The organism is Nocardioides sp. NPDC087217 (assembly GCF_044744805.1).
Lineage (GTDB): Bacteria > Actinomycetota > Actinomycetes > Propionibacteriales > Nocardioidaceae > Nocardioides.
In genome coordinates this window covers 137720-151713 of sequence record NZ_JBIUZB010000004.1, presented here as the reverse complement: position 1 = coordinate 151713, position 13994 = coordinate 137720, and the positions used below count along the sequence as shown (strand labels likewise).

At 69.3% G+C, this 13994-nt stretch carries 9 protein-coding genes; 5 read left to right on the top strand and 4 right to left on the bottom strand.

The genetic code is table 11. The features are described from left to right. Positions 1 to 31: 31 nt before the first annotated feature. Positions 32 to 1333, top strand: a complete 1302-nt coding sequence (locus tag ACIO3S_RS18785) for a hypothetical protein (RefSeq protein WP_400466798.1) — start codon at positions 32 to 34, stop codon at positions 1331 to 1333. 42 nt (positions 1334 to 1375) lie between these two features. Here the strand turns inward: ACIO3S_RS18785 and ACIO3S_RS18780 are convergent, their stop codons facing one another. Next, entirely contained in the window at positions 1376 to 1567 is a 192-nt protein-coding gene (locus tag ACIO3S_RS18780; protein ID WP_160026710.1) for a DUF3073 family protein, read from the bottom strand. Between the two features lie 288 nt (positions 1568 to 1855). On the opposite strand from ACIO3S_RS18780, the gene ACIO3S_RS18775 reads away from it, so the two are divergent. Then, on the top strand, positions 1856 to 3988 hold the full coding sequence (locus ACIO3S_RS18775) for a PhoX family protein (protein ID WP_400466794.1): 2133 nt from the start codon (positions 1856 to 1858) through the stop codon (positions 3986 to 3988). Between the two features lie 108 nt (positions 3989 to 4096). Here ACIO3S_RS18775 and purM read toward each other — a convergent pair whose 3' ends face one another. Together purM and purF are read right to left on the bottom strand one after the other, a co-directional pair. After that, the gene (purM, locus tag ACIO3S_RS18770) at positions 4097 to 5164 is read right to left on the bottom strand and encodes a phosphoribosylformylglycinamidine cyclo-ligase (protein ID WP_400466791.1); all 1068 of its coding nucleotides are present in this window, start codon (positions 5162 to 5164) and stop codon (positions 4097 to 4099) included. Positions 5165 to 5178: 14 nt separating this feature from the next. Continuing rightward, a complete protein-coding gene (purF, locus tag ACIO3S_RS18765; protein WP_400466788.1) occupies positions 5179 to 6726 on the bottom strand; it encodes an amidophosphoribosyltransferase in 1548 nt (515 codons plus the stop codon). A 149-nt stretch (positions 6727 to 6875) separates the two neighbouring features. On the opposite strand from purF, the gene ACIO3S_RS18760 reads away from it, so the two are divergent. The 3 genes from ACIO3S_RS18760 (at position 6876) to ACIO3S_RS18750 (ending at position 12598) form a co-directional block, all read left to right on the top strand. Beyond that, positions 6876 to 8765, top strand: a complete 1890-nt coding sequence (locus tag ACIO3S_RS18760) for an ATP-binding protein (protein WP_400466785.1) — start codon at positions 6876 to 6878, stop codon at positions 8763 to 8765. A gap of 48 nt (positions 8766 to 8813) precedes the next feature. Next, entirely contained in the window at positions 8814 to 10655 is a 1842-nt protein-coding gene (locus tag ACIO3S_RS18755; protein WP_400466782.1) for a sensor histidine kinase, read from the top strand. A 173-nt stretch (positions 10656 to 10828) separates the two neighbouring features. Next, the gene (locus ACIO3S_RS18750) at positions 10829 to 12598 is read left to right on the top strand and encodes a sensor histidine kinase (protein ID WP_400466779.1); all 1770 of its coding nucleotides are present in this window, start codon (positions 10829 to 10831) and stop codon (positions 12596 to 12598) included. Here ACIO3S_RS18750 and ACIO3S_RS18745 read toward each other — a convergent pair. After that, positions 12595 to 13959 carry a dipeptidase gene (locus ACIO3S_RS18745; RefSeq protein ID WP_400466777.1) on the bottom strand — a complete coding sequence of 455 codons (1365 nt, stop codon included), beginning with the start codon at positions 13957 to 13959 and terminating at the stop codon, positions 12595 to 12597. The two genes, ACIO3S_RS18750 and ACIO3S_RS18745, sit on opposite strands and share 4 nt — an antisense overlap. Between the last annotated feature and the right edge of the window lie 35 nt (positions 13960 to 13994).

The following is a 13994-nucleotide window of genomic DNA, read 5'->3' as shown; positions in this document are numbered from 1 at the left end:
CCGTGCCTCGCGATCCGGAAGACTGGAGCCGATGTTCCCCGAATTCAAGATCGTACGTCGCCAGCGCCCCGTCACGATCGCGGTCGAGTCCAGCAGCTTCTCCCGGCCCGCGGCCAACGCCGCGATCGAGGCGGCCTGTGACGGCCCGGTCTCGCTGAGCTTCGCCTCGGGTGGGGATGTGCTCACCGGGTGCTACGACGGGCGGCGGGTGCGGCTCGAGGTGACGACCGGGTCGCGGCGTACCTCTCACGCGAGCCGGCGCCATGGCAGGGTCGGCCGCGGAGCGACCCGGTTCGCGCTGACCCTGACCGGGACGATGCTGACCGCGCTGACCTGTCAGCACGGCGCGTGGGTGGCCCGAGCGCGCGTCGATCTCACCGAGGTCGGGATCGAACCGCGAGACGAGTCATGGCTCGCCCGCCTCGCCGCCGGCCACGAGGGCTCCGCCGAGGACGTACGCAGCGGCGCCTTCGGGCAGCTCGGCCTGCGCGACATCCGGGTGGTGACGTACGCCGACGGCTCGCCGTTCCGCGAGGACGACGGCACCCTGCTGCTCACCGCCACCAGCGCGGGGCCGGGTTTCTTCCCCACGGCGCACACGTCGGTGTGGGCGCTGGACCCGGTGACGTACGACCTCGTCCATCGCGGCGCGCTCTACTTCCGCCGGGACGGACTCGTCTACGGCGACCACGCCACCCACCTCGTTCGCGACGGCGACGAGTGGCTGGTCACGACGAGCACGTGGGGTGGCTTCAAGGCACCGGACAAGGCCGACCCCAGCAAGCCGTGGAACCCGGTCGGAGTCACGATCGCCCGCTCACGCGCGGACCTGACCCGCGGCGAGCACGTCCTCGACTCGACCCCGCTCGCGCTCCCGACAGACGGGCTCATGTCGGTCGGCGTCTGGGATCCCCATGTTCTACGCCGCGACGACGAGTGGCTGGTCGGCTACGTCAGCGCCAGGAAGTACTTCGACTTCCATACGGTGCTCGCCAGCGGACCCCGCCTGGACGCGCTCAGGCTCCGGGCAGCACGAACCGACCGGACGGCCACCGAGGGCACCACGCTTGTCCCGCTGGGCGGCACAGTCGTCGTCGGCGCAAGCGACGGACGCGACAACCCGCGTCACGTCCGTGCTCGCTACCCGATCTTCGACCTGGACCTCAACGAGGTCGCAGAGCTCCGATCGGCGTACGTCACGAACCTTCCGTGGCCCACTCTGATCCCTGTAGGGGACGAGTGGTTGCACGTCGCCTTCGACGGCACGCCTCACGGCGGCCGGCTACCCGGCTACGGCACTCACGGGGAGGTTGTGATCAGCCGATCAGTCTGAGGGGATGTCGACCACGACGTCGCCGCCGTTGGCCGACAAACCCTAGTCGCGCGAGGATCCCGCGTCGTAGTCCGACCAGTCGTCGTAGTCGTCCGGCTTCGGATCGGACTTCTGACTGGTGTCTTCATCACCGTGAAGTTCGCGCGCAAGGGCCCCGAAGTCCGTCTCATAGGTCCGGTACTTCAGGTCGCGTGCGACCTTCGTCTGCTTGGCTTTCGCTCGGCCGCGCCCCATAGGGTCCAGCCCCCTCGTCGCACTTGGCCGGGATAGTCCCGGGCTGTTCACAGGTTTCTCGTAGGGATAACGCTACCGGTTCATGCCAAGAATCCGCACGCCGGGGTGTCGAAAATCCGTTCGCTAGGAGCGAATGTTACTGAGGTCACACGAATCTGAGCCTGACGACTCGTCATTCGCCGTTCACCCTGACGACAGATTGAGGGGTCGGACGGTTGTCTCACCGCGCATAGCCTCCCTTCCGATTCTTGGGAGACCTGACAACAACGCGTCTTGAACGGAAATGCAGTGACCGAACTGAGCGACATCCAGACCGACACCGCCTGTCCCTCGTGCAGCGACGAGGCTGCGCCCGCCGTCACCGACGGCCGGCGCTCCATGTTGTCCCTGCTTCCCATGGCCGGACACACCCGCGGCAAGCGCAGCGCGGTGACCTGCGCCCTCAAGTGCGACAGCGCTTGCGCCAAGCCCGCGCCCAACACCTCCGACAACGGCTACTTCCGTGACATCGCCGGCAAGGCGCTCAGCCGCCGCCACGCGCTGGGCCTGGCCGGTGCGGGCGCGGTCGCGCTCGCGGTCGGCAGCAGCGGTCTGGCGGCCGCTGCCAGCCCCGTCCAGGCGGGTCTCGCCGCCGGGCGCGGCCACGGTGGGCGTACGAACCTGCCGTTCAAGGCGATCACCCCCGTCGCGGCCACCGAGGACACCTTCGTCGTGCCCCAGGGCTACACCTGGGAGCCGATCATCCGCTGGGGCGACCCGATCCTGCCCGGCGGCGTTCCCTTCGACGTCACCAGCCAGACCGCCGAGAAGCAGGCGCTCGCCTGGGGCTACAACAACGACTACACCGACGTCATCGTGACCAACAAGGCCGGCACCAAGGGCCTGCTGTGCTGCAACCACGAGTACGTCAACCCCGACATCATGTTCCCGCCGGACCTCGACGCCACCGAGCAGCTCAAGATCGCGATGGCCGCCCACGGCTTCGGGATCGTCGAGCTCGAGCGCTCCGCGCCGGGCGAGAAGTGGAACTACGTGCCCTCGGCTCCGAAGAACCGTCGCATCACGGCCTCGACCCCGTTCGAGTTCACCGGTCCCGCGGCCGGCAGCGACCTACTCAAGACCGCGGCCGACCCGACCGGCACCGTCGCACTGGGCACGATCGGCAACTGCGCCGGGGGCACCACGCCCTGGGGCACGATCCTGTCGGGCGAGGAGAACTTCAACGGCTACTTCCGCGCGACCGGCACCTCGGCGGCGGAGAAGCGCTACGGCCTGACCGATGCTGCCTCGACGTACGGCTGGGAGGCCATCGAGCCGCGCTTCGACGCGCGTTCGGCCGACTACGCCAACGAGCCGAACCGGTTCGGCTACATCGTCGAGATCGACCCGACCGACCCGACCTCGACCCCGCGCAAGCACACCATGCTCGGCCGCCTCAAGCACGAGGGCGCGAACGTGGTCATCGCCGACAACGGTCACGTGGTGGCCTACACCGGCGACGACGAGCGGTTCGACTACCTCTACAAGTTCGTCTCCAAGGGCCGCTACGACAAGCGCAACCGTCGCAAGAACCTCGAGCTCCTCACCGAGGGCAGCCTCTACGTCGCCCGCTTCCACGGCGACTCCCCCGCCACCGAGATCGACGGCACCGGCAAGCTGCCCAGCGACGGCAAGTTCGACGGCTACGGCCAGTGGATCCCGCTCGTGGTCAACGGCCGCAGCAAGGTCTCCGGGATGAGCGTCGAGGAGGTTCTCGTCCACACGCGCCTGGCCGCCGACAAGGCCGGCGCCACCAAGATGGACCGCTGCGAGGACGTCGAGCCCTCGCCGAAGTCCGGCAAGGTGTACGTCGCCTGCACCAACAACTCGCAGCGCGGCACCACCGGCAAGGCCGGTGTGGACGAGGCCAACCCGCGCAACACCAACCGCGACGGCCACGTCATCGAGATCACCGAGGACGACGGCGACCACACCTCGCGCGTCTTCCGGTGGAACCTCATGATCGTCGCCGGCGACCCGTCGACCAACGCGTCGACCTACTTCGCGGGCTACCCGAAGGACAAGGTCTCGCCGATCTCCTGCCCGGACAACCTGGCCTTCGACTCCGAGGGCAACCTGTGGATCTCCACCGACGGCCAGCCGAGCTCGATCCAGAAGCTCGACGGGCTGTTCAAGGTCCCGCTGGAGGGTCGCGAGCGCGGCCACGTCCAGCAGTTCCTCGCGGTGCCTCGCGACGCCGAGACCTGCGGCCCGGTCATCCACGACCGCGACGGGTCAGTCTTCGTCGCCGTCCAGCACCCGGGCGAGGAAGGCACCTGGGACGCGCCCAACTCCCGCTTCCCCGACTACGTCGAGGGCACCGCGGGTGAGGGCGAGTTCGCCGGCCCGCGGCCGTCCGTCGTGCAGGTGCTCAAGGGCTGATCGTCCTTGTGATGGGATACCCGGTTAACCGGTGAAACCTGCACTTCTCAGGTGTTGCAATGCCAGAGAAGTGCAGGAATACCCGGTTAACCGGGTATTCCTACGAGCTCACCAGCCCGCGTACGACCCGGTGAGCTCGACCTTGCCGCCGGGCGTGGCGGTGACCTCACCGGCGGCCCAGGCGCGGATGTCGTAGCCGGCGAGGATGCGTACGGCCTCGTCGACGTCCTCGGGGTCGATCAGCGCGACCATGCCGACGCCGCAGTTGAGGGTCATCTCCAGGTCCTCCAGCGCCACGGAGCCGGTGCGACGGACGAGGTCGAAGACGGGCGCCGGGGTCCAGGTGGTGCGGTCGATGCGCGCGGAGAGCTCCGGCGGCATGACCCGCTCCAGGTTGGCGGCGAGGCCGCCCCCGGTGACGTGGGACATGGCGTGGGTACGGGTCCCGCGGGCCAGGTCCAGACACGCCTTGGCGTAGACGCGGGTCGGGGTGAGGAGCTCCTCGCCGAGCGTACGGCCGAACTCGGCGATCTGCGCGTCGAGCGTGTAGGCGCCGGAGTTGAGCAGCACGTGGCGGACCAGGGAGTAGCCGTTGGAGTGCAGGCCGGAGGCCTCCATGGCGAGGACGACGTCGCCTTCCTTGACCAGGTTCGCACCGAGCAGGTTGTCGGCCTCGACGACGCCGGTGGCCGCGCCGGCCACGTCGTACTCGTCGGCCGCGAGCAGCCCCGGGTGCTCCGCGGTCTCGCCGCCGACCAGCGCGCAGCCGGCCTCGACACAGGCCTCCGCGATGCCCTTGACGATGGCCGCGACCCGCTCCGGGACGACCTTCCCGGTGGCGATGTAGTCGGTCATGAACAGCGGCTCGGCGCCGCAGACGACGAGGTCGTCGACGACCATGCCGACCAGGTCGAACCCGATCGTGTCGTGCTTGTCCAGCGCCTGCGCGATCGCGACCTTGGTGCCGACACCGTCGGTGGAGGTGGCCAGCAGCGGGCGCTCGTACGCCTTCAGGGCACTCGCGTCGAAGAGACCGGCGAAGCCGCCGACCCCGCCGAGCACCTCGGGGCGCCGGGACTTCTCGATCCAGACCTTCATCAGATCCACGGCGCGGTCGCCGGCGTGGATGTCGACACCTGCTGCGGCGTACGCGTTGGTCGGCTCGGTCTGGCTCACTGGTGGATCTCCGATCAGGGGTTGTTCAGGACCGGAAGGGCCTTGCCCTCGGTCGGGGACTGCAGCGAGACCTCGAGGAGGTGCTTGCCGAGCATGCTCTCGTCGGGCAGCTCCACGGGGTATTCGCCGGTGAAGCAGGCCGTGCAGAGCGCGGTGCGCTCCTGGCGGGTCGCCGAGATCATCCCGTCGAGGGAGATGTATCCGAGCGAGTCCGCACCGACCGAGGCGGCGATCTCGTCGACCGAGAGGCCGTTGGCGATCAGCTCGGCGCGGGTGGCGAAGTCGATGCCGTAGAAGCACGGCCACTTGACGGGCGGCGACGAGATCCGCACGTGGACCTCCAGGGCGCCTGCCTCACGCAGCATCCGCACCTGGGCGCGCTGGGTGTTGCCGCGCACGATCGAGTCGTCGACCACGACGACCTTCTTGCCGCGCACCATGTGCTCGAGCACGTTCAGCTTGAGCCGGATGCCGAGCTGGCGCAGGGTCTGGGAAGGCTGGATGAACGTACGCCCCACGTAGCCGTTCTTCACGAACGCCTGGCCGAAGGGCAGGCCGCTCTCCAGCGCGTAGCCGGTCGCGGCGGGGATGCCGGACTCGGGCACCGGGATGACCAGGTCGGCGTCGACGGGGAACTCTCGAGCCAGCTCGCGGCCCATCTCGACCCGGGACTCGTGGACGTTGCGGCCGGCGATGTTGGCGTCGGGGCGGGCCAGGTAGACGTACTCGAAGACGCAGCCCTTGCGGTCGGCCTCGGCGAACCGAACCGAGCGCAGACCGGACTCGTCGATGATGATCATCTCGCCGGGCTCGACCTCGCGGACCACGCTCGCGCCGACGGTGGCCAGCGCGGCGTCCTCCGAGGCGATCACCCAGCCGCGGTCGAGGCGGCCGAGGACCAGCGGGCGGATCCCCTGCGGGTCACGTGCGGCGAACAGGGTGTCCTCGTTCATCCACACCAGCGAGAAGGCGCCGTTGATCGTCGGCAGCACCTCCAGCGCGCGCGCCTCCAGCGAGGAGTCGGGGTGGAAGGCGAGCAGCTCGGTGAGCAGGGAGGTGTCGTTGGTCGAGACCGGGGCGTGGCGGCCCTCGGAGTGCTCTGGGAGCGCCTCGACGGCCGAGCGCATCTCGGCGACGTTGATCAGGTTGCCGTTGTGGCCGAGGGCGACGGAGCCGTCCGGCGTCGGCTTGAAGATCGGCTGCGCGTTCTCCCACACCGAGGCACCGGTGGTGGAGTAGCGGGCGTGGCCGATCGCGACGTGGCCCTTGAGCGACTCCAGGGTCGGCTCGTCGAAGACCTGGCTGACCAGGCCCATGTCCTTGTAGACCAGGATCTGGCGCCCGTTGCTGACCGCGATACCCGCCGACTCCTGGCCACGGTGCTGCAGTGCGTACAGGCCGAAGTACGTCAGCTTCGCGACGTCCTCGCCCGGCGCCCACACACCGAAGACACCGCAGTGGTCCTGGGGACCCTGGTCGTGGGGGTCGAGGGCGGCGGTGAGCCGGCCGTCGCCACCCTTGCGTCGGGATACGTGCCTACCTGAGCTGGTGAGGTTGACCACGGCATCGAGTGTAAGGGCGTACGCAGGCGATCACCGAACCCTTGACAGTCCTGTAAGGGTGGTCACATGAACGTCTCGGAATCATGAATGTAAAGAACGATCCACGTCTGCCCTACCGCCCGGGACCGACATCCCGGATAATCGATCCGATGACTTCTCCAGCGCCCAAGCCCGCCGGCGGTCACCGACTGACGGTGCCACCGGGATTCGCCCCACCACCGTTGGGCGGGAAACGCGCCAGAAGCGACCTCACCACGACGATGACCACGATCACCACCGATCTGGCCGAGATCGGTGGTCTGCTCACCCCTGGCGAGGATCTCTCCGACCTGCAGCTGATCGCCGACAGCCTGACCGCGCTGGCGGGCTTCGAGATGGCCACGATCAGCGTCGCGCGCGCCGACGGCCACCTCCACATGGTGGTCGTCTCGGGCCAGGACTCCGCCCGCGCCGACCTGCTCGGCACCGTGACCCCGATCGAGCGGCTCGAGGCCGAACTCGCCCGGGCCGACGACTGGGGCATCTTCAAGTTCGTGCCGGCGGAGCGGCTGGACCCGACCGCCGATGTGTACGGCTGGATCCCGACGATGACGACGGTCGACGCCGCCGGCGCCTGGAACCCGCTCGACCTGCTGGTCGCGCCGCTGCGCGACGACGCCGGCAGGCTCCGCGGCACCCTGATCGTCGACGTACCGACCGACGGCCTCCGCCCCAACCCGGAGAAGCGCGCCGTCCTCGGCCGCCACGCGGTGCAGGCGCAGCGCGCCATCCTGCTCGCCCTGGAGCGTGAGGAGCTCTCCGAGCAGGTACGCCTCGCCGAGGCCGCCCGCGACGTGATCCGCCGCGCCGGGCGCGAGCTGGACCCCGACGAGATCCTCAACTCGCTGAGCACCGGGCTGGTCGACGTCCTCGACCTGACCGACTTCTGGCTGCACATGTCCAAGCCGGGCGGCCGCGGCATCCGCACCAAGGTCTACCGGGAGGACTTCAAGCTCCCGATCGAGGACCTGACCAGCCCGTTCATGGTCGACTACGGGCAATACCTCTGGGACCAGCGCAGCATCACGGTGCAGACCCCTGACGGCGCCGAACGGCTCCCCCACCCCGACCCGGAGACCCAGCAGCTGATCACCGAGTGGATCCGCCACTACAAGGTCGGCTCGATCGTCGGGGTCCCGATCGGCTCGGGCCAGACGTGGTACGGCGCGATGCTCCTCGGCCGCGGTCCCGACAAGCCCCACTGGAGCGAGCTCGAGCTGATCACGGCCGCCGACCTCGGCCGGGACTTCGGCCGTGTGGTCCACAACTCCAGGGCCTACCTGCGCCAGAAGGCGGCGGTCGACTCCCTGCGTGAGCTCGAAGCCCACAAGAGCCGGCTGATCGCGACGGTCGCCCACGAGCTGAAGAACCCGCTCTCCGCGTTCCGGTGGAACATCGAGTCGCTGCCCTACGCGGAGTCCGAGGAGGAGTACGCCGAGGTGCTGACCGCACTGACGCGCAACCGCGACCGCACCGAGAAGATCGTGGCCGACCTGGCGATGCTGTCCAAGGTCTCCGACCCCGACCACCTGCCGACCACGGTGCCGATCCAGGTCGCGGCCGTGCTCGAGGAGGTCTACAGCCAGCTCAGCGCCGAGATGCCCACCAGCGACGCCCACGAGCTCGTCTTCGAGATGCCGTCCGACGACGTCTACGTGACCCTGGCTCCGGGCGATCTGGACCGGGTGGTGATCAACCTGGTCACCAACGCGATCAAGTACAGCCCCGACGGCGGTCAGGTCATCGTGAGCACCCGCACCAGCCCCGGCTGGTTCGAGCTCCGGGTGACCGACCACGGTCTCGGGATCTCGCCGGAGGACCAGGACCGGCTCTTCACCGAGTTCTTCCGCTCGACCAACCCCACAGCCCTCAAACAGCCAGGCACCGGACTCGGTCTGACGATCGTGTCTCGAATCGTCAGTCGACGCGGCGGACTGATATCCGTCGACTCGACCCCTGGCGTGGGAAGCACATTCCGTGTGACGCTGCCCATTGTTTAACCTTACGCACCGGTAACGGGTTGCATTTCCCATCTCGGCGGAGAACTCATGACCAGTACGCCCTCAGAGGGTCCGGACGCGCCAAGCGGCGCCTCCGGGGCGTACCCGAGCCCGGATCCCGGTCTGCAGCTGATCGCCGAGGGGGTCACCGAGCTCGTCGGCTTCGGCGCGGCCGTGATCAACATCCGCCGCGGGGACGAGTTCGAGATCGTCGCGGCGTACGGGGACGAGACCGGCCACACCGTCGAGGGCGAGATGACCGTCGCCGAGATGCTCGGCACCCGGTTCCCGGTCTCGGTGGTCACCGACCTGCTGGAGATGTCCGTGGACTGGGGCGACATCAAGTTCGTCCCCCACGAGAAGAACACCATCGGCGAGGCGGAGGGCTACTGGGTCCCCGACACCGACGAGGACATCCTGAAGGACCCGCAGGACTGGCACCGGCTCGACGAGCTCCTGGCGCCCTTCTACGACGAGAACGGCGAGCTCGTCGGCGTACTCTCGATCGACCGCCCGACCAACGGCCGCAGGCCCGGCCGGCGCCAGCAGCGGATCCTCAACCGGTTCGCCCGCCAGGCGCGGCGAGCCGTGCTGCTCAGCCTGCAGCGTGAATACCTCGAGGAGCGGGCCAACAACCTGCTCGAGGCCCAGAGCTTCCTGCGCGAGGCCAACTCCCAGCTCGGTCTCACCGGTGTGCTCGAGGCCACCCAGGAGGCGATGAGCCGCGGTCTCGACGCCGACGGTCTCTACGTGCAGGCCCAGGACGGCGAGGGCGGCTCCGTGGCGTACGCCTCGCCCGGCCTCGGGTGGACCGCCACCGAGAGCAACATCGCGACCGGTCAGGCCTACCAGAGCACTCGGCTGTGGAACCGGGGCGAGCACGCCATCGTCAACCGCGAGCTGCTCCTCCATACGCTGCATCACGGTGATGCCGAGCAGCGGAAGTTCGCCAGGGTCGGCATCGAGTTCCTCGATGCCGTCGGGGCCGACTCGCTCCTGGTCGTGCCGATCGGCGTGGAGACCACCGCGCTGGGTCATCTGGTGCTGGTGCGTGGCTCGGGCCGGCCGCGCTGGACCGACGCCGAGGGGCGCCTCGCGATGGAGTTCGGTCGCGACTTCGGGCGCGTCGTGCTCACCTCCAACGCCTACACCCAGGAGCGTGACCTCGCGCAGCGGCTGGCCACCGCCGACAAGGTGCACAGCCGGCTCATCGAGGCGGTCGCACAGGAGCTGCACAACCCGCTGACCGCCCTCACCACCGGCATCGACGCGATGCGTCACGAGGACCGCGGATCGCCGACCTGGTTCCAGCAGGTCGGCAACCTGATCAGCCGGTCCGACCAGCTGGTCGCGATGGTCGACGACCTGCTGCTGTTCTCCCGATTCTCCGACCCCTCCTCGCGCCCGGCGCTCGCCCACGTCGACCTGACGTCCCTCCTGCAGGAGATCTTCGAGCAGAGGACGTACGAGTCGGAGAAGCGTGGCATCGAGATGAGCATCGACGTGCCCTCGCGCAGCGTCTACGTGATGGGCGACCGCAGCGAGATCAAGGCGGCGATCCTCCGGCTCGTCGACAACGCGCTGGTCTACACCCACCGCGGCGGCCACGTGCGGCTCTACATCGTGGAGAGCGCCAGTGAGGCGGCCATCTCGGTGACCGACAACGGCGTCGGCATCCCCGCGGCGGAGCAGATCCAGGTCTTCACCGAGTTCTACCGCGGGTCGAGCCAGGCGATCGGCGGCCGGAAGGGCGTCGGCCTCGGGCTCAGCATCGTCGACCGGGTCGCGCGCCGCCACGACGGCCGCGTCACGCTGCGCTCGGAGCCCGGCACCGGCACCCGCGTCTCGCTCGTCCTTCCGTTGGCCAACGACGCCACCTCGCCTGGTTAACCAAACGTCACAATCTGGTCGAGACGGACGTCTACGGCTGCACAGCGCGCGCGTTTCGTGCAACACTCCGTGGTGCCCAGGTCCTCAGGACTGCCACGCAGTTGCAACACCCGCCCTGACCGACCTACCCGAGAGCAAGGATGCCCCCACCACAGTCAGTCGATGCCCTCGACGTGCCTGCGAGCACGCCGAGCAGGACGTCGCTGCCGGTGGCGGATCCCGCGCTCCAGATGATCTCCGAGGGCATCTGCGAGCTGCTCGGCTTCGGCATCTCCGCGATCAACGTCGTCCGCGGCGATGAGCTCGAGGTGGTCGCGGTCCACGGCTTCACCAGCGGCCTGAACGCACACGGGCAACGGCAGACGGCCGAGGAGATCCTCGGCACCCGGTGGGCCCTCTCCGACCTGCGCGACAACCTCTCCCGCGGCGAGAACTGGGGCTCCTGGCGGTTCATCCCCCAGGAGCGGGTGAACCTTCACGAGGGCAGCTGGGTCTCCACCACCAACATGATCGACGCTCCCGACGCGTGGCATCCCCACGACATGCTGATCGCGCCGATCCTCGGTGACGACGGCTCCATCCAGGGCTGCCTCTCGGTGGACATGCCGGTCAGCGGCCGCCGGCCCGACTTCACCCAGCGCCGGGTGCTCAACCGGTTCGCGAAGCGTGCCCAGCGGGTCGTACACGGCTACCTCGAGCGCGAGCGGCTCTACGAGCGCGCAGCGAACCTCGAGACCGCCAAGGAGTTCCTGCGCGACGCCAGCTCCAAGCTCAGCCTCGCCGACGTGCTCGACGCCAGCCACGACGCGCTGATCCGCGGCCTCGGCGCCGACGGGATCTGGATGGCGACCAAAGGCCCCCACAACGAGATGGTCGTGCACGCCACCCCGGGCCTCAACTGGGATCCCGACCCGGGCCTGGCCGCGCTCACTTCGCGGAACTCCTCCCGCTACTGGGCGGATGGCACCTACTCGATCCTGTGCCGCGAGCGGATCACGGACTCCTCGGAGTGGAACGAGCAGGCCACCGTCGTCAACAAGTTCTTCGAGACCCTGGGAGCGGGGAGCGCCCTGGTCGTACCGGTCGGCGCCGACCACGAGTGGCTCGGCCACATCGTCCTGCTCCGTTCGCCCGGGCGGCCCACCTGGACCGACGCGGAGGGCCGGCTGGCGATGGAGCTGGGCCGCGACTTCGGTCGCATCGTGCTCACCGCCAACGCCTACACGCAGGAGCGCGACCTCGCCCAGCAGCTCGCCCACGCCGACCGCGAACGCAACCGGCTGATCGAGGCCGTCGCCCGCGAGCTCCGGATCCCGGTGAACGCGCTCGGCACCTCGCTGAACGCCTTGGCCGGCGAGCACCCGAACACGCTGCCGTGGATCGTCCAGGTGGAGACGCTGACCGTACGCAGCGCCCAGATCGAGGGCATCGTCAGCGACCTGCTGCTCCTCTCCCGGATCCGCGACCCAGCCAACGCCCCCGGCCAGACCACGATCGAGGTCTCCGAGATGCTCGACGACGTGCTCGACGAGCTCGATCCCGACGCCGCCCACAAGGACATCGAGTGCGTCCTGACGACGCCGACCGGGCCTGCGTACGTCGTCGGTGACCCGCGCGAGCTGCGTGCGGCCTTCCTGCACCTGGTGAAGAACGCGCTGACCTACAGCCATCGCGGCTCGCGGGTGCAGGTGATGCTCTACAGCGCCGGCAGCGAGGTCACGATCATCGTCGCCGACGGCGGTGTCGGCATCGCGTACGAGGAGCAGCCGGAGGTCTTCGACCCGTTCTACCGAGGCTCCAACTCCGCGCTGGGTGGTTCGCGCGGAGCTGGGCTCGGGCTGACGCTGGTCGAGCAGATCACCAGGCGCCACCACGGGTTGGTCGAGCTCGACTCACGCCCTGGTGAGGGCACCCGGGTGGCGCTGACGCTGCCGGGGAGCTAGGAGCTTCCCAGCTTCTGGAGCAGCAACGCCTCGGCGACGACGACCTTCCGGAACTCGGCGAGGTGGAGCCCCTCGTTGGCGCCGTGGGCGCGGGTGTCGGGGTCCTCGACGCCGGTGACCAGCACGCTGGCGTGCGGGAACGCCTCGAGGAACTCCGCGATGAACGGGATCGAGCCGCCCACGCCCATGTCGATCGGGGCGGTGCCGTCCCAGGCCTCGGTGAAGGCGGCACGGGCCGCGTCGTAGGCGGGGCCGGTCGCGTCCAGGGCGATCGGCTCACCGGTGTCGACGACCTTGGTGGTCAGCTCGGCACCCCACGGGACGTGCTTCTCCAGGTGCTGGGTGAGGGCGGCGACGGCGTTCTCACCGGTGTCGCCCGGGGCGATCCGGATGGTGACCTTGGCGCGCGCGCTCGGGGACAGCGTGTTGGAGGCGCCGTCGACCTTGGGAGCATCCAGACCGGTGATCGTGATCGCCGGCTGCGTCCACATCCGCTCGACCGCGCTGCCCTTGCCGACCCACTGCAGACCGGCGATGGCCCCGGACTCGGCGCGGAGCCGCTCCTCGGGGTAGTCGACGTCGGCCGCCGGACCGGAGACGAGCCCCTCCACCGCGGGAGCGCCGTCCTCGTCCCAGAGGGTGTTGAGGAGGCGTACGAGAGCCATGATCGCGTCGGGAGCCAGACCGCCCCACATGCCGGAGTGGACCGCGTGGCCCAGGGTGCGGAGCTCGACGTCGACGCGGATCAGGCCGCGCAGCGAGGTGGTCAGCGCCGGGACGCCGATGTCCCAGTTGCCGGAGTCGGCGATGACGATGACGTCGGCCCTCAGTTTGTCCTGGTACTTCCCGAGCAGCTCGGGGAGCGTCGCGGAGGCGACCTCCTCCTCGCCCTCGATGAAGAGGCGCACGGTGACGGGGAGCTCACCGTTCTCGTCGAGGCTGGCAAGAGCCCGGACGGCGCCGATGTGGGCCGCGATGCCGGCCTTGTCGTCGGCCGCACCGCGCCCGTAGAGCCGGTCGCCGACCTCGGTGGGCTCGAACGGCGGGGTGTCCCAGTCGGCGTGGTCGTTCTCCGGCTGGACGTCGTGGTGGGCGTAGAGCAGCACCGTCGGGGCACCCTCCGGGCCCTTCTTCTCACCGACGATGGCCGGCGGGGCGCCGTCGAAGGCACGCACGATCTCCACGTCGAAGCCCTCGGCCGCGAAGAGGTCGCGGGTCTTCTCCGCGCTCTTCTCGACCTCGCTCAGGCGCTCGGGGTCCGCGCTGACCGACTCGATCCGCACCAGGTCCTCGAGGTCCTTGCGGATCCCGGGGAAGAGGTCGTCTACACGGGCCTTGATGTCTTCGGTGGAGTGGCTCATAGGGTGAGATTATCCGGGAGGGGAACGGTGGGATA

Excerpts from the sequence above, each read along its gene's own strand:
- ACIO3S_RS18785 (WP_400466798.1), top strand. The coding sequence starts at position 32 with ATGTTCCCCGAATTCAAGATCGTACGTCGCCAGCGCCCCGTCACGATC.
- ACIO3S_RS18780 (WP_160026710.1), bottom strand. The coding sequence starts at position 1,567 with ATGGGGCGCGGCCGAGCGAAAGCCAAGCAGACGAAGGTCGCACGCGAC.
- ACIO3S_RS18760 (WP_400466785.1), top strand. The coding sequence starts at position 6,876 with ATGACTTCTCCAGCGCCCAAGCCCGCCGGCGGTCACCGACTGACGGTG.
- ACIO3S_RS18755 (WP_400466782.1), top strand. The coding sequence starts at position 8,814 with ATGACCAGTACGCCCTCAGAGGGTCCGGACGCGCCAAGCGGCGCCTCC.
- ACIO3S_RS18745 (WP_400466777.1), bottom strand. The coding sequence starts at position 13,959 with ATGAGCCACTCCACCGAAGACATCAAGGCCCGTGTAGACGACCTCTTC.